Source organism: Deinococcus yavapaiensis KR-236, from assembly GCF_003217515.1.
GTDB lineage: Bacteria > Deinococcota > Deinococci > Deinococcales > Deinococcaceae > Deinococcus_A > Deinococcus_A yavapaiensis.
On record NZ_QJSX01000005.1, the window covers coordinates 16,169 to 32,773 of the forward strand.

15 protein-coding genes are annotated in these 16,605 nt (G+C 64.6%); 7 read left to right on the plus strand and 8 right to left on the minus strand.

Annotated features, from left to right (window positions below):
• Window positions 1–14: 14 nt before the first annotated feature.
• The 5 genes from DES52_RS07405 (at window position 15) to DES52_RS07425 (ending at window position 6,098) form a co-directional block, all read left to right on the plus strand.
• Window positions 15–2,378 (plus strand): aerobic carbon-monoxide dehydrogenase large subunit, encoded by a 2,364-nt coding sequence (locus DES52_RS07405; protein ID WP_110886176.1) that lies wholly within the window; start codon window positions 15–17, stop codon window positions 2,376–2,378.
• Window positions 2,379–2,449: 71 nt separating this feature from the next.
• The gene (locus DES52_RS07410) at window positions 2,450–2,908 is read left to right on the plus strand and encodes an SRPBCC family protein (RefSeq protein WP_110886177.1); all 459 of its coding nucleotides are present in this window, start codon (window positions 2,450–2,452) and stop codon (window positions 2,906–2,908) included.
• A gap of 105 nt (window positions 2,909–3,013) precedes the next feature.
• Entirely contained in the window at window positions 3,014–4,027 is a 1,014-nt protein-coding gene (locus tag DES52_RS07415) for an XdhC family protein (protein ID WP_110886178.1), read from the plus strand.
• Window positions 4,024–4,896, plus strand: coding sequence for an AAA family ATPase (locus DES52_RS07420; protein ID WP_110886179.1), 873 nt, complete (start codon window positions 4,024–4,026; stop codon window positions 4,894–4,896). Before DES52_RS07415 ends, DES52_RS07420 begins: the two co-directional genes overlap by 4 nt.
• Window positions 4,893–6,098 carry a vWA domain-containing protein gene (locus DES52_RS07425; RefSeq protein WP_110886180.1) on the plus strand — a complete coding sequence of 402 codons (1,206 nt, stop codon included), beginning with the start codon at window positions 4,893–4,895 and terminating at the stop codon, window positions 6,096–6,098. The genes DES52_RS07420 and DES52_RS07425 overlap by 4 nt, the downstream gene beginning before the upstream one ends.
• Here DES52_RS07425 and sufU read toward each other — a convergent pair.
• From sufU to DES52_RS07440, 3 genes are read right to left on the minus strand one after another with little or no spacing between them, the layout of a single operon-like run.
• On the minus strand, window positions 6,082–6,501 hold the full coding sequence (gene sufU / locus DES52_RS07430) for a Fe-S cluster assembly sulfur transfer protein SufU (protein ID WP_110886181.1): 420 nt from the start codon (window positions 6,499–6,501) through the stop codon (window positions 6,082–6,084). The two genes, DES52_RS07425 and sufU, sit on opposite strands and share 17 nt — an antisense overlap.
• A gap of 25 nt (window positions 6,502–6,526) precedes the next feature.
• Window positions 6,527–7,156, minus strand: coding sequence for a DUF305 domain-containing protein (locus DES52_RS07435; RefSeq protein ID WP_245900800.1), 630 nt, complete (start codon window positions 7,154–7,156; stop codon window positions 6,527–6,529).
• Between the two features lie 46 nt (window positions 7,157–7,202).
• Window positions 7,203–8,144 carry a sulfocyanin-like copper-binding protein gene (locus DES52_RS07440; protein WP_110886182.1) on the minus strand — a complete coding sequence of 314 codons (942 nt, stop codon included), beginning with the start codon at window positions 8,142–8,144 and terminating at the stop codon, window positions 7,203–7,205.
• Window positions 8,145–8,308: 164 nt separating this feature from the next.
• Here DES52_RS07440 and DES52_RS07445 point away from each other — a divergent pair, with 164 nt between their 5' ends.
• Both DES52_RS07445 and DES52_RS07450 read left to right on the plus strand, forming a co-directional pair.
• A complete protein-coding gene (locus DES52_RS07445; RefSeq protein ID WP_110886183.1) occupies window positions 8,309–9,172 on the plus strand; it encodes a hypothetical protein in 864 nt (287 codons plus the stop codon).
• A 58-nt stretch (window positions 9,173–9,230) separates the two neighbouring features.
• Complete coding sequence (locus DES52_RS07450) at window positions 9,231–9,878, plus strand: outer membrane lipoprotein carrier protein LolA (protein ID WP_110886184.1); 648 nt, start codon at window positions 9,231–9,233, stop codon at window positions 9,876–9,878.
• 117 nt (window positions 9,879–9,995) lie between these two features.
• On the opposite strand, the gene DES52_RS07455 is transcribed toward DES52_RS07450, so the two are convergent.
• The 5 genes from DES52_RS07455 to lysS form a co-directional block, all read right to left on the minus strand.
• A complete protein-coding gene (locus DES52_RS07455; RefSeq protein ID WP_110886185.1) occupies window positions 9,996–10,856 on the minus strand; it encodes a carbohydrate ABC transporter permease in 861 nt (286 codons plus the stop codon).
• On the minus strand, window positions 10,853–12,007 hold the full coding sequence (locus DES52_RS07460) for a carbohydrate ABC transporter permease (RefSeq protein WP_110886186.1): 1,155 nt from the start codon (window positions 12,005–12,007) through the stop codon (window positions 10,853–10,855). The genes DES52_RS07455 and DES52_RS07460 overlap by 4 nt, the downstream gene beginning before the upstream one ends.
• Window positions 12,008–12,081: 74 nt before the next feature.
• Window positions 12,082–13,326 carry an ABC transporter substrate-binding protein gene (locus DES52_RS07465; RefSeq protein ID WP_110886187.1) on the minus strand — a complete coding sequence of 415 codons (1,245 nt, stop codon included), beginning with the start codon at window positions 13,324–13,326 and terminating at the stop codon, window positions 12,082–12,084.
• A complete protein-coding gene (locus tag DES52_RS07470) occupies window positions 13,323–14,633 on the minus strand; it encodes an ROK family transcriptional regulator (protein ID WP_110886188.1) in 1,311 nt (436 codons plus the stop codon). The genes DES52_RS07465 and DES52_RS07470 overlap by 4 nt, the downstream gene beginning before the upstream one ends.
• 453 nt (window positions 14,634–15,086) lie before the next feature.
• A complete protein-coding gene (gene lysS / locus DES52_RS07475) occupies window positions 15,087–16,592 on the minus strand; it encodes a lysine--tRNA ligase (protein ID WP_110886189.1) in 1,506 nt (501 codons plus the stop codon).
• Window positions 16,593–16,605: the final 13 nt, after the last annotated feature.

Sequence of the window (16,605 nt, forward strand, 5' to 3'; positions counted from 1 at the left end):
CCTCGGAGGCACGCATGAGCATCACTCCCGATCCTCAAAAGCACGCCCTCGGCGTCTCGATGAAGCGCAAGGAAGACCCGCGCTTTTTGCAAGGCAAGGGGCGGTACGTCGACGACATCAACTTGCCGGGTCAGCTGTACATGGCGATCGTGCACAGCCCGTATCCCCACGCGAAGATCAATTCGATCGACAAGGAGCCCGCGCTCGCCGTGCCGGGCGTGAAGGCCGTCATCACGGGCGAGGACCTCGTCGCGGCCGGGCTGGGATGGCTGCCGACCTTCCACGGCTTCGACAAGCAGATGGTGCTCGCCGTCGGCAAGGCCCTCTTTCAGTACCAAGAAGTCGCGGCGGTGTTCGCGACGTCGCGGGAAGCGGCGATGGACGGCGCGGAACTCGTGGAGATCGATTACGAGCCGCTCGATCCCGTCGTGAGTCCGCACGAAGCGGCGAAAGACGAAGTCGTCATCCGCTCCGACCGCGAAAAGAGCACCAACCACATCTACCACTGGGACGTCGGACACAAAGACGAGACCCAACGGGCCCTCGAGGCGGCCGAGAAGGTCGTGAAGCAACGCATCGTCTTCCAACGCTGCCATCCCGCGCCGCTCGAGCCGTGCGGATGCGTGGCCGAGTTCGACACCATGGGCCGCCTGCACTTCTACGTGACGTCCCAGGCGCCGCACGTGTACCGCACCGCGCTCGCCCTCGTGACGGGCATTCCCGAGGACAAGATCCACGTCGTCTCACCCGATATCGGCGGCGGCTTCGGAAACAAGGTTCCGGTGTACCCCGGGTACGTGTGCGCCGTCGTGGGCAGTTTGCTGTTGAAGAAGCCCGTGAAGTGGATCGAGACGCGCACGGAAAACCTCACGACGACCGGCTTCGCGCGTGACTACCACATGGACGTCGAGATCGGCGCGAAGGCCGACGGGACCGTTACGGCGCTTCGCGTGAAGACCGTGGCGGACCACGGGGCGTTCGATGCGGCCGCCGACCCCACGAAGTACCCTGCCGGAATGTTCGGCATCGTGACGGGCTCTTACCAATTTCCCGTGGCGTATGCCGAACTCGACGCGTACTTCACGAACAAGGCGCCCGGCGGCGTCGCGTACCGCTGCTCCTTCCGCGTGACGGAAGCGTCGTACGCGATCGAGCGCGCCATGGACATCCTCGCCGACGAGCTCGACATGGACCCCGTGGAGCTTCGCAAGAAGAACTTCGTGCGCAAGGACCAGTTTCCGTACCAGTCGGCGCTCGGCTTCACGTACGACTCCGGCGACTACCACTCGACCCTCGACAAAGCCCTGGAGCGCATCGGTTACGACGACTTGCTGCGCGAGCAAGCCGAGAAGCGCGCCCGAGGCGAGCTGATGGGCATCGGCTTTTCCACCTTCACCGAAGTCGTCGGTGCGGGTCCCAGCAAGCACTTCGACATCCTCGGGATCAAGATGTTCGATTCGGCCGAGATTCGCATCCACCCGACAGGATCGGGCGTCGTGCGCGCGGGCACGAAGAGCCAAGGGCAAGGACACGAGACGACGTGGGCGCAGATCGTCGCCGAGGAACTCGGCCTCGACCCGCAAAACATCATGGTGGAGGAAGGCGACACGGACACCGCTCCGTACGGCCTCGGCACGTACGCGAGCCGTTCCACGCCCGTGGCGGGCGCCGCCATCTCGCTCGCCGCGCGCCGCATTCGCGAAAAGGCCCGCAAGATCGCCGCTCACCTTCTCGAAGCGTCTCCCGAGGACGTGGAGTGGACGGACTACAAGTTCCAAATCAAGGGCGTCCCGACGAGGAGCGTCACGATGAAGGACGTCGCGTTCGCCGCGTACACCAATCCCGGCGACAACGAGCCCGGCTTGGAAGCGTCGTACTATTACGATCCTCCGAACATGACGTTTCCGCACGGCACCTACGTCGCCGTCGTGGACGTGGACCGTCACACGGGCGAGACGAAGGTGCGGCGCTTCCTGGCCGTGGACGACTGCGGAACCGTCATCAACCCGATGGTCGTGGAAGGGCAGATCCACGGGGGTCTCACCGAGGGATACGCGATCGCATTCATGCAGGAGATCACGTACGACGAGAGCGGCAACAACCTCAACCCGAACTTCATCGACTACCTCGTGCCGACGAGTCTCGAAGCGCCGAAGTGGGAGACGGACAACACCGTCACTCCCTCGCCGCATCACCCGATCGGTGCGAAAGGCGTGGGGGAATCGCCGAACGTCGGATCGCCCGCCGCGTTCGTGAACGCCGTCATGGACGCCCTCTCGCCGCTCGGCGTACGCCACGTCGACATGCCGCTCACGCGGGAGAAAGTGTGGCGGGCGATTCAGGAAGCGGAAGCGAGACGAGCGATCAGCGCGGACTGACCGAGCTCTTCATCCTCGGCCCCTCTCCTTGCACGGGAGAGGGGAGGTAAGTTGGAAGCGAGGTAACGACGATGAAATTGCAATACACCGGTCAAGAACAAGTTTCCGCGCCCGTCTCCGACGTCTGGACGTTCATTCGCGATCCCCGCTTGGTGGCGTCGTGCCTGCCCGACGTTGACACCGTGGACGTCCACGACGACACGCACTTCGACGCGACCGTGAAAGTCGGCATCGGACCCGTGCGTGGAAAGTTCAAGTTCAAGATCGAGCTTCAGCCTGACCCGGACGCGGGCCGCATGACCGTCAAGATCAACGGGGGCGGCTTCGGAAGCGTCGTGGATCTTGCGGCGGGCGCGAACATCGTGGACAACGGCAACGCCACGACGACCCTCGATTGGGGCGGCGAGGCGACCATGCGCGGCCCGGTCGCGACGGTCGGCGGGCGAGTCCTAGACGCGCAGGCGCAAAAGCTGATCACGCAAACCTTCGCGAACATGGCGGCGAAGTTGAACGCGGCGACACCGGCCTGAGGCGCCCAAGCTTGCACGCCACCTTATCCTTCGCGTGCAGGCTTGGGCGCGAGGTCGCATTCTCGGCCCTCGGTCGGAGGGCTCCCGCGAAGCGGGTGGAGGGGCATGTCCGAGCACATCCCTGATTTCTTCGGTCGGTTGGCGTCCCTTCGAGCGCAAGGAACGCCGGTGGCGGTCGCGACGGTCGTGGCAAGAAAGGCGCCCGTGTCGGCCCACCTCGGCGATCGGGCGCTCGTGTTCGCGGACGGGCGCATGGAGGGCTTCGTGGGCGGATCGTGCTCGCGCGACATCATCCGCAAGCAGGCGGTGGAAGCGCTCGCCGCGGGCAAGCCCCGCCTCGTGCGCATTCGGCCCGACGCGAGCCAAGCGTCCTCCATGAGTCCGGACGCGGAAAGCATCGTCGTGCCGATGACGTGCGCTTCGGAGGGCGCGAGCGACGTGTACGTCGAGCCGATCCTACCGCCGAGACGTCTCGTTGTGGTGGGCTTCACACCCGTCGCCCGAGCGGTCGCGACGCTCGCGCGGTCGCTGGAGTACGAGGTGACGCGCGTCGTGGAGGCGATCGAAGTGCCGAGCGCCGAGACGGACGGCGTGAAGGTCGTGGCCGTCGAGGATCTCTCGGAAGCGTTGCGAAGCTCGCCTCTCGCCGTGCGGGGCAATCTCGTGGTGATCGTGGCGTCGCAAGGACACTACGACGAGGTGGCCTTGGAAGCGGCGCTTCGGGTGAAGCCTGCCTTCTTGGGCTTGCTGGCGAGCCGCAAGCGCGCGGAGACGGTGCGCACCGTGTTGCGAGACGTCTCGGGCTTTTCCGAGGAGGACGTCTCCTCCATTCGCAATCCTGTCGGGCTCGACATCGGCGCGAAGACGCCCGCCGAGGTCGCCGTGTCGATTCTCGCGGAGATCGTGCAGGCGAAGCCGTTTCTGCACGCGCCGAGTCAGACGGTCGCGCCTTCCCCGCCGATCGTGGCGGTCGATCCCGTGTGTGGAATGGAAGTGGAAGTCGCGTCGGCGAAGCACGTCGCGGAGCATGATGGAGGCATGTTCTACTTCTGCTGTCCGCACTGCAAAGCGCGCTTCCTCAAGGACCCCGCGAAGTACCTGGCCGGAGCCGCTTCGTGACGACCTTGGCGTTCGAGGCGCTCGCGAGCGCCTTCGAGGGGCGCGGCTACGTGACGTCCGCGCCCCTCGCGACGGCCCTGCAACTCGTGGCGGCCTTGCGAAAACCGCTGCTCATCGAAGGACCAGCGGGCGTCGGGAAGACGGAAAGCGCGAAGACGCTCGCGGACGTTCTCGATACGAAGCTCGTTCGGCTGCAGTGCTACGAGGGGCTCGACGCGGCATCCGCCCTTTACGAGTGGAACTATCCGCGCCAAATGCTGCGAATTCGCATGACGGAAGGTGAAGGCGGGCGTTTGGAGGAGCGCGAAGCGCAAATCTTCGGTCCAGACTTTCTGCTCAAGAGGCCGTTGCTGGAAGCGATCACGCAGTCAACGGCGCCCGTCTTGCTCATCGACGAGGTGGACCGCGCTGACGAAGCGTTCGAAGCGTTCTTGCTGGAACTGCTCGCCGAGTTTCAAGTGACGATTCCGGAGCTCGGGACGATTCGAGCGGTGGAGCGGCCGTACGTGATCTTGACGTCGAACCGTTCGCGCGAATTGTCGGACGCGTTACGACGACGCTGTCTGTACTTGTGGCTGGACTATCCGACCTTCGAGCAGGAAGTTCGCATCTTGCGAGCGAAGTTGCCGAACATGAACGAGCAACTCGCCGTGCAGGTCGCGCGGGTGATGGCGGAATTGAGGACGCTGCCGCTCGGGAAGCTTCCGGGTGTCGCCGAGAGCCTCGATTGGGCGCAGGCGCTCATGACGCTGCACCGTGAAGTTCTCGACGAGGACACGTTCTCGCAGACCTTGGGGTGCATCTTGAAGTTGCGTGAGGATTGGCAGCTCGTGGCGGCGCAAGCTCCGAGGTTGCTCGCGCGAGCATGACGCTCAAAGCGCCGCACGCGGACCTCGCGCGCAACGTGGCGGCGTTCGCGCACGAGCTGAGAAGCAAGCACGGCTACCGTGTCGGAAGCGGTGAGGTGCAGGCGGCCCTGCTCGCGCTCGCCGTCGTGGATCTCGGCAGCCTCACGCGCGTGCGCGACGCCCTACGGCCCGTTTTGGCGGCGTCCCATGAGGAAGCACGCGGCTTCGACGCGATCTTCGATGCGTTCTTCTTGCCGCGAGACCGCATGGGCATCGCGCAGCCGAACATGCCGGGATTCGAGCCGAAGAACGAGCGCCCCGGCAAAGGGAAGGGCGCCCAGGAGCGCGAAGCGGACGCCGATCAAGGCGGCGAAGGTGAGGAAGGCGGCGGGCGGCGTTTGCGCGAGGACGCTCTCGAAGAAGGCGCAGACGACTCGGGCGGCTCGAAACCGTTCTTGCGCGCGCGGTACAGTCCGCTGGAAGTGGAGGGCGAGCCGCCGAGCGTGAGGGCCGAAAGGCTGGCGGAGATGCTGGGTGTCGCGACGTACCTCGTGTCGCGCCTCACGCTGGGCCGCAGCCGCAAGTGGACGCCGATGCAAAGAGGATCGCGGCTCGACTTCCGGCGAACGCTGCGCGCCTCGTTGTCGCGCGGCGGAGAAGTCGCGCATCCGCATTGGAAGGGCCACCCGAGGCGCAATCCGCGCTTCGTGCTGATTCTCGACGGAAGCCGGTCCATGACCCCGCACACCGCGTTGATGCTGCAGTTCGCTTACGCGTTGACGCTGCGGGCGCGGCGCGTGGAAGTGTTCTTCTTCTCGACGGAGTTGAAGCGGGCGACGCCGGAACTTCGGCGCATGGTACGGTCGGGCCGCACGGGCACCTTGCCGGGCTTCGGAGCGGCGTGGGGCGGCGGAACGAACATCGGCGGCAGCCTCTCGAGCCTCGTGCGCCTCCATCCGGACTTGCTTTCGTCGGAGACGATGACCTTGATCCTCTCGGACGGCCTCGACGTGGGTGAGCCCGACGTGCTGGAGCGCGCCATGCGCGAGTTGAAGCGGCGTACCGCGAGCGTGGTGTGGCTCAACCCGCTGCTCTCGACGGCGGGCTACGAACCGACGGCGCGGGGCATGCGCGCGGCCTTGCCGTTCGTGGACGTCTTCGCGAGCGCGAACAACCTCGCGGCCCTACGGGCGCTCGCCGCGCGAATCACAATGAAGCGCTGAGGGCGTCCTCCAGCGTCTGCCACGCGAGGAGGGCGCACTTTCTGCGGGCGTGCAGCTTCGATACGCCCGACAAGGCAGCGAGTTCGCCGAGAGCGGGCGTCGGGCTCGCCTCGCCCATCACGACTTCCTTGAATTGCCGAGCGACGTCGCGCACCTCCGCGAGGGTCTTGCCCTTCAAGGCGTCCGTCATCATCGAGGCGCTCGCCACGCTGATCGCGCACCCTTTGCCTTGGAAGCGTACGTCCGCGACGCGGTCCGCGTCGAGCTTGATCCAAACTTCGACGGAGTCGCCGCACGATGTGTTCGTTCGCGAGGCGTTCAAGGCGTCGTCGATTCGTCCGACGCCGTGCGGATGCTTGTGATGCTGTGAGATGACGCTGCGGTAAAGGTCTTCGAGGGCCACTGGAAACTCCTTTTCTTCGGAGGACTCAATGCGAGTGGTTCATGCCGGGCATGTCCTGCATGTCCGTCGAGTTCGTCGGAGCGGCCGAGGTCGCGCCCCGTTGCTGCAAGAAGGTCTTCATAAGGGCGATTTCGCTGCTTTGCGTCGTTTGGATGTTGCGTGCGAGACTGCGAATCTCGGGGCGCGTGTCGTTCAACATCGGTTTCGCCATCGCGAGGGCGCCTTCGTGGTGACGGATCATGAGGCGCAGGAATTTGACCTCCGCGTCCTTCACGGGCAAGGTGGACAGCGACTCGACGTCGCCGGAAGTCGCCATGCCCATTTGGCGGGCGTGTTCGGCCGTCATCGCTTGGCCCGCCCACGGCACGCCCCACTGCGTCATCCAGCCGCGCATCTGCCCGACTTGGTCTTGCTGCGCGAGCGTCATGTCGAGCGCGACCGTTCGCAAGTCCGGGTCGGCGCTGCGATCTCGAATGCGGATCGCCATGTCGATCGCTTGCGAGTGGTGCTGAATCATCTCGCGCACGAAACGCACTTGCGCGCTCGCGTCGTTCGGCGTGGCGCCGCGCATCGCGACGAGTGACAAGGCGAGCGTGAGGACCGCCAGCACGGCGACGATCCCGAACGTGCGAATTACGAGGAGAGGAGCCTTCACGACGTCAGTATAAAGACGCGCGTGAAGGCTCCGTGTCCCGCCGAATTCAGTTCTTGAACGACTTCCACTCGGCGACCGAAGCGTTCGGGTCGACGACGAGCCGCACGTACTGACCGTTGAGCGCGTGATTCAGGCGGCCGCACAAAATGAGGTACACGCCGGGTTTGTTCGCCACGAAGTCGAGGGTGGCGTCGAACTCGCCCGTGCCTTGCCCGTGCACGAGGACACGCTTGCCCGCCCCCGGAAAGGCGGCGGCGGTGACAGGGTACTGGTCTTTGAGTTCGCCGCTCTTCGGGGCGTCCACGACGATGGCGGTGTGAAAGGTGTCGCCCATGTTGCGGAAGTTGATGACGACACGCCATCCTTGCGGCACGACGAAGCCCTTCTCGCCGTCGGTGACGCCGTTGTAGTTGAAGCCGTCGTTTATGGTGGGACTGCCCGCCTTGACAGTCAGGACGGCCGCGCGGTTCTTCGGCGCGTTCGTGACCCACATGGAGTCGCCGGGCGGATACTTCACGGCGCTTTGTGCGGCGGTCGGACCGCTCGCGGCGCTCGGGTTGCCGCTCTGCTCGACGCTCGTCGCAGTGGGCGCAGTTCGCCCGACCTTAGCGACGTACCAGACGTCGTTCAAGGCTTGGCCGAGGGTGTCTCCCGCCTTGCGGTCGCGTTTCCAGTAGTAAAGCGGCTGGCCGTTGTAAGCGACTTGCCGAGTTTTGTCCTTGCGTTCGATCAAGGTGAGTCGTCCTTGAGCGCCGCCGGGCAGAGTCGGAAGTTGCGAAGCGAGCACGGGGGGCCAGTTCTCCGCGCAAGCGTCGTAGCAGTTGCTGGTGCCCAGGGAGTCGCGCGTGAAGATGTAAAGCGTCTTGCCGTCCGCACCCGTGAGGAACGCCCCGAGTTTGGAGTCTTCGCGCACGTCGAGGCGAAGGCGTGCTTGTTGTGCGACGACGCTCGTCGCCAGCAGCAACCCCACCATTGCAAATTTGAGCATAGCCCTCCTACGAAAAATAAAGTCGTACGTTCGGAGGGTACGCACGCGGGCGTCACAGTTTTCTTACACCTACACGCGTGCGGACATCAACTGCGACGCGAGTTCAAGAGTGTTTCAGCGCGGCGTCACGCTCGAAGCGCGAGAAGCCTGATAAGGTCGTCCTCATGAGGACCTTGTCTTGGCTGCTCGGCTTTTGTCTGCTGCTTGGCGCGGCGCACGCCGCCGACGTGGAGGTGCGCGCGACGACCGATCCGAGCGTGCGCGTCGGCATCAGCGGCCTCGACATTCGCGGCTTCGACGTCGGATTCGGCGTGTCGAACGTGGGCCTCGACCTCAGCGTCGGGCGGCGCCTCGATCTCTCGGCGTTGGGAACGCTCAGTGCCCGCACCACGATCGCCGCGACCTTCTCGGGGGCCTTCAATGTCGTCTCGACGGCGAACGGAACCCTCGGCCCGATCGCGCTGAGCTCCTCGCTCAACGCCTTCACGGCGCCGCCCTCGGCCTTCGATCCGCTCGCCGTCTTCTCGTACGAGCCGACGCCCACCTTGAATTCCGGCTTGTTGTTCAGCGCCACGGGTCGTTACCGCGTGCAGCGTGACCTCGTCGTCGGCGTGAGCGGCGAGCTCGGCGCGGACTCGGGCGTGAGCGTGTTCGGAGAGATTCGGCGCGACGAACTCACCTTGCGTCTCGGCGGACGAACGGGCGCGACTGCGACGGGCCTGCTCGTCGGAGCGACGATGCGCGGGGAAACGACGACGCTTGGCGTGGACGCGCTGCTCGGCATGAACAGCGTCGGCGTGACGGGCAGCGTCGTCGTTCAAGACCTCTTGGGCGAGAACACCAGCGCTCGCGCTTACCTCGCCTTCGAGCCGTGGCGGACGGCGGCCCTGCCCTTGCGTTACGGTGCCGACGTCACGCTGCCCGTCGCGCGAGGGGCCTTGACGGCGGGAGTTCGCGGCGGCACGGGCAACGTCGGCTTGCGCGTCTCGTACGCTTTCCCGCTCGGCGGCCCCGACGACGAGGAGTGAGTTCGCAGTCAGTTCCCAGGAAGCCTTCTCATGACCTCGAACGAGATACTGTGACTCGATGAAGAAAATCTCGCTTCTTTTCCTCGCCCTGCTCGGCAGCGCTTTCGCTCAGTCCGCCAACGAGATCGTCTCGAAGGTGGAAGCCGCGCAGAAGAACGTCAAGGACTACAGCTTCAAGATCAGCGGCACCGCCAACTTCGAAGGTGGCAGCCAAAAGCTCGACCTCGACGTCAAGGCCATTCCGTCGGCAAGCGTGGCGCGCGTGCAATTCAACGCGCCCGACGCCTTGGCCGACAACATCATCGTCGTGGACAAGAACACCGTCTCGACGTACCTGTACCTCACGAACCAGATCACCGTTCAAACCGTCAAGTCGTCGAGCGCGGGCGGCTTCAACTTCGACTTTTCGCAGCTCACGAACGCGTCGCAGTTTTTGTCGGACAACTACAACGTCAAGCTGGTCGACACGGACGGCGCGTCGGGCAACCGCACCTTCGTCTTGGAAGCCACGTCCAAGAACGGCGGCACGGACCGCAACCGTGTGTGGATCGCCGAGCAAGGCTGGCGTCCCACCCGCGTGCAAGTCTTCAACGGGTCGGGCAAGGTCACGACGGACCTGACGATCAGCAACTACAAGACGAACACCGGCCTCACGTCCGCGAAACTGCGCGCCCTTCCGAAGGACGCGGAAGTCGTCAAGCGATAAGCCACGGTCATTGGCGAAACGCCCCCTGAAATCAGGGGGCGTTTCGTTTGGCGACGTTCTGAACTTAAAGTCCCCTCCTCGGAGGGGACTTCGACGAAAGCGAGCGGACGGCCGCGCTTACCCTTTCACGCTTCCCGCCAGCAAGCCGCGCACGAAGTAGCGGCCGAGCAGGATGTACACGAGCAGGGTCGGCAGGGCGGTGAGCAACGCGCCCGCCATCGGCAAGTTCCAACTCACGGCTTGTCCGCCGGAAAGTTGGGCGAGGGCCGCCGTGATCGGCTGGCTCGACGGGTTGGCAAGGGTCACGCCGAACAGGAATTCGTTCCAGACTTGCGTGAACTGCCAAATGACGACGACGACGAAGCCGGGCACGCTCAGCGGAAAGATGACTTTGCTGTAGATGCCCCAAAAGCCCGCGCCATCAATGCGAGACGCCTCGATGAGCGCGTCGGGCACTTCCGAGTAGTAGTTGCGGAAAATCAAGGTGGTGATCGGCAAGCCGTACACGACGTGCGCGAGGATGAGGCCCCACAAGCTGCCGTAAAGACCGATGCCCTTGATGAACTGGAACAGCGGAATGAGCACCGCTTGGTAGGGAATGAACATCCCGAACAGCATCAACGCGAACAGCAGATCCGCGCCCGGAAACTTCCACTTGCTCAGCGCGTACCCGTTGAGGCTGCCCAACAAGGCCGAAAGGGCGGTCGCGGCGACGGCCAGGAGAAGCGAATTTCTCAGGCCGCCCGAGACTTTGCTCCACGCCTCGGTGAAGCTGCCCCAATTCCACGTGCCTGGCAGGTGCCAAGTCGTGTCGAGGTTGATGGCGTCGGGCGTCTTGAGGGCCGTGACGATCAGAAGATAGATCGGCACGAGAAAGAACAAGGCGGCGACGACGAGGGCGAGGTACACCAAGGCTCTCGAGAGCGAGAAGCGGCGCGGCGCGGCGCTTGCGCGCGTTTCAGGCACGGTCGTGGTCACGCGCGGTCACTCCTTCGGAATTGCGAGGCGAGGTACGGCACGATGACGGCGGCGACGAGCACGAGCAGCACCATGCCGATCGCGGCGCCCTTCGCGAACTGGTTGCCTTGGAACGCCGTGATGTACAGGTACAAGGCGGGCACCTCGGTGTAGAGGTTGTTGAGGCCCGTCATGGCGTATACGAGGTCGAAGATCTTGAGGGAAATGTGGCCGAGGATGATCATCGCGCTCAAGGTGATCGGCGACAGCAGCGGGAAGATGACGTGGCGGTACACGCCCCACTCGCCGGCCCCGTCGACGCGCGCCGCTTCTCGGAGCTCGTCGGGAATGCCGCGCAGCCCGGCGAGGTACAGCGCCATCGTGTAGCCCGACATCTGCCAAACGGCGGCGACGACGATGCCGATGAAGGCGAGGTTGAAGCCGTGCGGCTCGGGCGCGGGCGTGATTTGGACGCGGTTGCCGAACGTCAAGGCCCACAAGAAGAGCAGGGCGGCGCAGATGACGGCGGTCCACGTGCGCGTCCGGTCGCCCGACGTCCACGCGCGCCACGCCACGACGAGCAGCACGAGGCCCACGACGAAGGCCGTGGCGAGCGGCAACTTGTTGAAGTCGAAACTCCAGATGGTGGACGAGCTCGTGAGCCACGCGTTGTTGTTCGGGTCGAGTCCGAACAAGGCGTTCACGCCGCCCGACGGTTGCAGCATCCAGCGCCAAATGGTGCCCGTCACGATAAACGACAAGCTCATCGGGAAGAGGAAGATGGTGCGCCACAAGCCTTCACCGCGCGGATTGCGGTCGAGGAGCATCGCGAGGCCGAGCCCGAGCCCGAGGCACGCCGCGATGAAGAAGACCGTGAAGAACAAGGTACTCACGAGGTCTTGTCGAAAGCGCGTTTCGAGGAAGCCGGTGAAGAGGTTGGCGTAGTTGTCGAAGCCCGTGAACTTGATGACGGGGTTGAGGCTCAAGGCTTGTACGGGATCGTTGCCCCAATCGGTGAGGCTGAGATAACCGGAACGCGCGATGAAGCCGTACACGAAGATGGCGAGCATCACGACCGACGGCGCGAGCACGACAAGGCTCCACGCCCGATCGGCGCTGAAGTTGCGTCGACGCGGTGTCGACGACTTTCGGGGCAAAGTGGCGCGGGCCATGACAAACTCTCCTTAAGCGAGGAGGCGACACCGCGACGATGCCGCCCCCACCGTTCAGACGTGAAAGAAACTTGTTACTGCCCGAGCTTCGCTTGCGTCGCGAGGGCCTGCATGGCTTGCGCCGCCGCTTGCGCGTTGCGGCTTTGGCTGAACTGCGCGACGATGCCGTTGAAGCCGCTCATGAACGTCTCGTTGGCGACGGCGCCGTGCACGAGGCTGCCCGCGATGGCGTCGCGGCGCCAGTCACGCGCGGCCGATTGCGAGTAGGCGTTGTACTTGCTGAGATCGGAGTCGGTGCGCGCAGCGATCGAGCCCTTGAGCGGGTTGAAGGCGTCTTGGCCTTCCTTGCTGCCGAGGAGCTTGAGCCAGTTCGTGACTTCGGTCTTGTTCTTCACGCCCTTGGGCAGGCCGAACGAGTCGGCGAGGAACAAGAAGGTGCCCGACGTGCCGGGCGCGGCGGACCAGCCGAAGTCGGTGCCGGGCTTGAGCTTGAGCGTCGTGGCCATATAACCGGCGGCCCAGTCACCCATGATGTTGAACGCCGATTGGCCCTTCACGACGCGGTCGGTCGCTTGCTGCCACGTCAAGCTGCCCGCGTCCTTGTTGGTGCAGTCGAGGACCTTGCCGAAGTTCGTCCAGATCGCGACGGCCTTCGGATCAGTGAACTTCAGCTTGCCGCTGAAGAGGTCGGCCCAGCCCGCACGGCCCAGCGTGCCGAGCGCGATGGACTCCCACAAGTGTTGTTGCGGAAAGCTCGCGTCGCCGACGGAGATGGGCGCGGCGAGCCCTTTGGCCTTGAGCGTGTTGCAGGCCGTGAGCAATTCGGCGATCGACTTGGGCGCCGAAACGCCCCACTTCTTGAGGTTGGCGGGCACGTACCACATGACGTTCGAGCGGTGCACGTTGACGGGCACGCTCCAGATGCCGCCCTTGCTCGACAGCAGCGGAATGAGGTCCTTCGGGAACTTCGAGAGCCAACCTTCGGACTTGTACAAGCTCGAGAGGTCCTCCATGCGGTTGGCGACGACCCACGTGCCGATCAGTTCTTGACCCGCGTGGACTTGGAAGGAATCAGGCGGATCGCCGCCGAGCATGCGCGTCTTGAGGACCGCTTTCGCGTTCGTGCCCGCTCCGCCCGCGACGGTGGCGTTGACGAACTCCGTGCTGGGGTACTTCTGCTTGTAGAGCTTGACGAGGGCCGCGAGCGCGGGCCCTTCGTCGCCCGACCACCACGAAAAAACTTCGACGCGCTTGCCTTGCGCGAACGCGGCGGTGGCGCCAAGCAAAACGGCCGTGACGAGAACTGCTTTCTTCTTCATACGTCCCTCCAGGGGGTTACGGAAATCGACGGGTGTTGTGTGGAATGAGCGGGTGGCGTGGACGGTGAGGCGGCAGGGGGCGCGTTGGCCCCGCTGACGCGGTACAGGCGGCGCAGGCCGCGCGGCGTGAAGAGTTCCTCGAGCATCATGGCGCCCGCGCCGAGGACGCCGACGTTCGCGCCGAGGTGGCTGAGGTCGATGGCGACGCTGTCACGGCTGATGTGCAGGGCGCGCTCGGCGACGACGTCGCGCACCGCGTCGATCAAAGGTTGCCCCGCGAGGGCGAGTTGCCCGCCGATCACGACGACGCTGGGATTGAAGAGGTTGAGGACGGTGGTGATGGCCACGCCGAGGTGGCGGCCCGTTTCCTGCCACACGTCACGGGCGATGGTGTCACAGTCGGCGAAACGCAGCAGATCGGCGAGGTCGCTCATCGCGGTGAGGTTGGAGCGCGACTCGCCGCGCACCTTGGCGCGCATGTTCGCGACGACGATGTCGGCGGCGGCGTAGCTTTCGAGGCTGCCGGGATTGCCGCTGCGGCCCCTCGGTCCCATCTCGTTGATGGAGATGTGACCGATTTCGCCCGCCCCGCCGCGCGCACCTCGGTACAGATGCCCGCCGAGCAGGATGCCCGCCCCGATGCCTTTGGCGGCCTTGATGTAGATGAGGTCGGGCGTGCCCTTGTGGATGCCGAAGCGCCACTCGGCGAGCGCGCCGAGGTTGGCGTCGTTGTCGGCCGTGACGGGAACGGGAAAGCGGGCGCCGAGCGCGGCGGCGATGTTCTCGCCGTCCCAGTTGGACATGTTGGGAGGCCGCACGACCTTGCCCGTGTGGTGATCGACCGGGCCAGGAACGCCGACACCGATCATGGCGACTTGCTCGAGCGTGACGCCCGAGCGTCCGAGGACGACGTGCAGAAGGCGCTCGATTTCACGGTAGGTGGCGGCGGGACCGGAGGCGATGTCGTGCTTTCGCTCTTCGAAGGCGACCACGTCGCAGCGCAAGTCGAGGAGGGCGACGCGAAGGTGTCGGGCGCCGAGGTCGACGGCCAACAGGTACACGGCGCGGGCGCACAGTCGCAGCATGGTCGCCTTGCGGCCCGCGCCCGCGCGGCTTTCGTCGCGCCCGACTTCCTCGAGCAAGCCCGCGTCGAGCAGCTCGGCGACGATGTTGCTGATGGCGCTGCGCGACAAGCCGACGCGGCGCGACAATTCGACGCGAGAGAGGTCCTCGTGCCACAACATTTTCAGGAGCAACAGCGTGTGTTGCGCCCGAATGGCAGCCAAATCGAGGACATCATGGGTCATCGCGAACGAACCTTTCTGCCGAACCCTTGAAGGGCGCGGCGCACTTCTCCCGCTTTTCGCGGTCTCATGGAGGTGAAGTGAAGGTACGCTTCAGCGATTTTGTTTGTCAAATGAACAAATGAATGGGAGCGGTTACACGGTCATTTACCTTTTGGAAGTGCTTCAAGATCGCGTATTCACCAGTAGTGACAACCATTACCTCTCATGAAACGAGAGGAACGATTCCGCACCTGCCCTTTCACTGAGGCGTTTGGTCGCACCGCTTTCTTCGTCCAGTGCTGGCATGACGGCATCTAGGGCACGGCGGCGTTCTCGTGTGCTCCTTATGAGGGTTAAAAAGACGAGTCTCACAAGAGCGTGCGGCTGGAAAACGCCACGAACAAAGACGAGCACGCCCGCCTCGAGCGCCAAACAAACGGTCGGCTCGAAGCGGGCGTCGTGTTGCGACGAGAATTACTCGTCGGTGGGTTCGGGTGGGACGGCTTCGTCCGACTTCTCGGGCCGCAGCAGCGGAAAGAGGAGCACGTCCCGAATCGACGCCTTGTCGGTCAGGAGCATCGTGAGACGGTCGATGCCCATGCCCATTCCGGCGGCGGGCGGCATGCCGTACTCGAGGGCCAGCAAGAAGTCCTCGTCCTGCTGATGCGCCTCGTCGTCCCCCGCTTCGCGGCGCGCCGTCTGCGCTTCGAAGCGCGCTCTTTGATCGAGAGCGTCGTTGAGCTCCGAGTAGATCGGCGCGAGCTCGAAGCCCGCCACGAACAAGTCCGTACGCTCGGTAAGCGCGTCGCGCGTGCGGTGCTTCTTCACGAGCGGTGAGATCGCCAACGGCATGTCCACGAGGAACGTCGGATTCACGAGGTTCGGCTCCAAGTACTCGCCGCTCACCTTCTCCAGCAGCTTGTAGTCGGGCACCTTGCGCCACTCCGGGTGACGCTCGTTCGCCCACGTTCGCAGCGCTTCGGCGTCCATGGGATCGAAGCCGAGCTTCGCCGCTTCCCGAACGGCCGCCGCGAAGTCGAGGCGCGCGAACGGACGCGCGAAATTCACTTCCCGCCCGCCGAACGTGATCGTCTCGCGTCCGTGAATCGTCGTGACGAGTCCGTGCAACAGCTCTTCGACGAGGGCCATCATGTCGTTGTAATCCGCGTAGGCCCAGTAGAACTCCAACATCGTGAACTCGGGGTTGTGCGTCGCGTCGATGCCTTCGTTGCGATAGTTGCGTCCGATCTCGAAGACCTTCTCGAAGCCGCCCACGAGCAGGCGCTTGAGGTACAGCTCGAGCGAAATGCGCAACGAGAACTCGTGTGACAAGGCGTTGTGGAACGTCTTGAACGGCTTGGCTTCCGTACCGCCCGGAATCGACTGGAGGGTCGGCCCCTCGACTTCCAGGAAGCCGCGATCTTCGAGAAAGCGGCGAATGAACGACAAAATGCGCGCGCGCGTCTTGAAGACGGCGCGCGACTCGAGGTTCGTCATGAGGTCGAGGTAGCGGCGCCGTGAACGCAATTCCGGGTCGGCGAGGCCGTGGAACTTGTCGGGCAGCGGATGGAGCGCCTTCACGAGCGGCGTCCACTCTCGCACGTGCAACGTGACCTGTCCCGTCTTCGTGACGAACGGAAAGCCCTTCACCCCGATGATGTCGCCGAGGTCGAGGTGCTTGAGAAGCGCGAAGTTCTCGAGGTCGTTCTTGCGGAAGAAGAGTTGCAGCGTGCCCGTCTCGTCTTGCAAGTCCATGAAGGCCGCGCCGCCTTGGATGCGCATGCGCATGAGGCGACCCGCGAGGGCGTACGTCTCGCCTTCCCACGCCGTGCCGGGCTCGCCGCCCGGATGCGACGTCAGAACGTCCGACGTGTGATGCGTCTGCGGGTACGCGTAGGGAAAGGCCTCGAAGCCCGCCTCCGTCAGCGCTTTTTGATTGTTGAGTCGAGCGATGGTCTGCTCGTGAAGGCCGTCGTGCATGAGAGGCAGTATA

Coding starts and splice junctions, on each gene's coding strand:
- DES52_RS07410 (WP_110886177.1), top strand. CDS start 2,450: ATGAAATTGCAATACACCGGTCAAGAACAAGTTTCCGCGCCCGTCTCC.
- DES52_RS07450 (WP_110886184.1), top strand. CDS start 9,231: ATGAAGAAAATCTCGCTTCTTTTCCTCGCCCTGCTCGGCAGCGCTTTC.
- DES52_RS07415 (WP_110886178.1), top strand. CDS start 3,014: ATGTCCGAGCACATCCCTGATTTCTTCGGTCGGTTGGCGTCCCTTCGA.
- DES52_RS07405 (WP_110886176.1), top strand. CDS start 15: ATGAGCATCACTCCCGATCCTCAAAAGCACGCCCTCGGCGTCTCGATG.
- DES52_RS07440 (WP_110886182.1), bottom strand. CDS start 8,144: ATGCTCAAATTTGCAATGGTGGGGTTGCTGCTGGCGACGAGCGTCGTC.
- DES52_RS07465 (WP_110886187.1), bottom strand. CDS start 13,326: ATGAAGAAGAAAGCAGTTCTCGTCACGGCCGTTTTGCTTGGCGCCACC.
- DES52_RS07460 (WP_110886186.1), bottom strand. CDS start 12,007: ATGGCCCGCGCCACTTTGCCCCGAAAGTCGTCGACACCGCGTCGACGC.
- lysS (WP_110886189.1), bottom strand. CDS start 16,592: ATGCACGACGGCCTTCACGAGCAGACCATCGCTCGACTCAACAATCAA.
- DES52_RS07445 (WP_110886183.1), top strand. CDS start 8,309: ATGAGGACCTTGTCTTGGCTGCTCGGCTTTTGTCTGCTGCTTGGCGCG.
- DES52_RS07470 (WP_110886188.1), bottom strand. CDS start 14,633: ATGACCCATGATGTCCTCGATTTGGCTGCCATTCGGGCGCAACACACG.
- DES52_RS07425 (WP_110886180.1), top strand. CDS start 4,893: ATGACGCTCAAAGCGCCGCACGCGGACCTCGCGCGCAACGTGGCGGCG.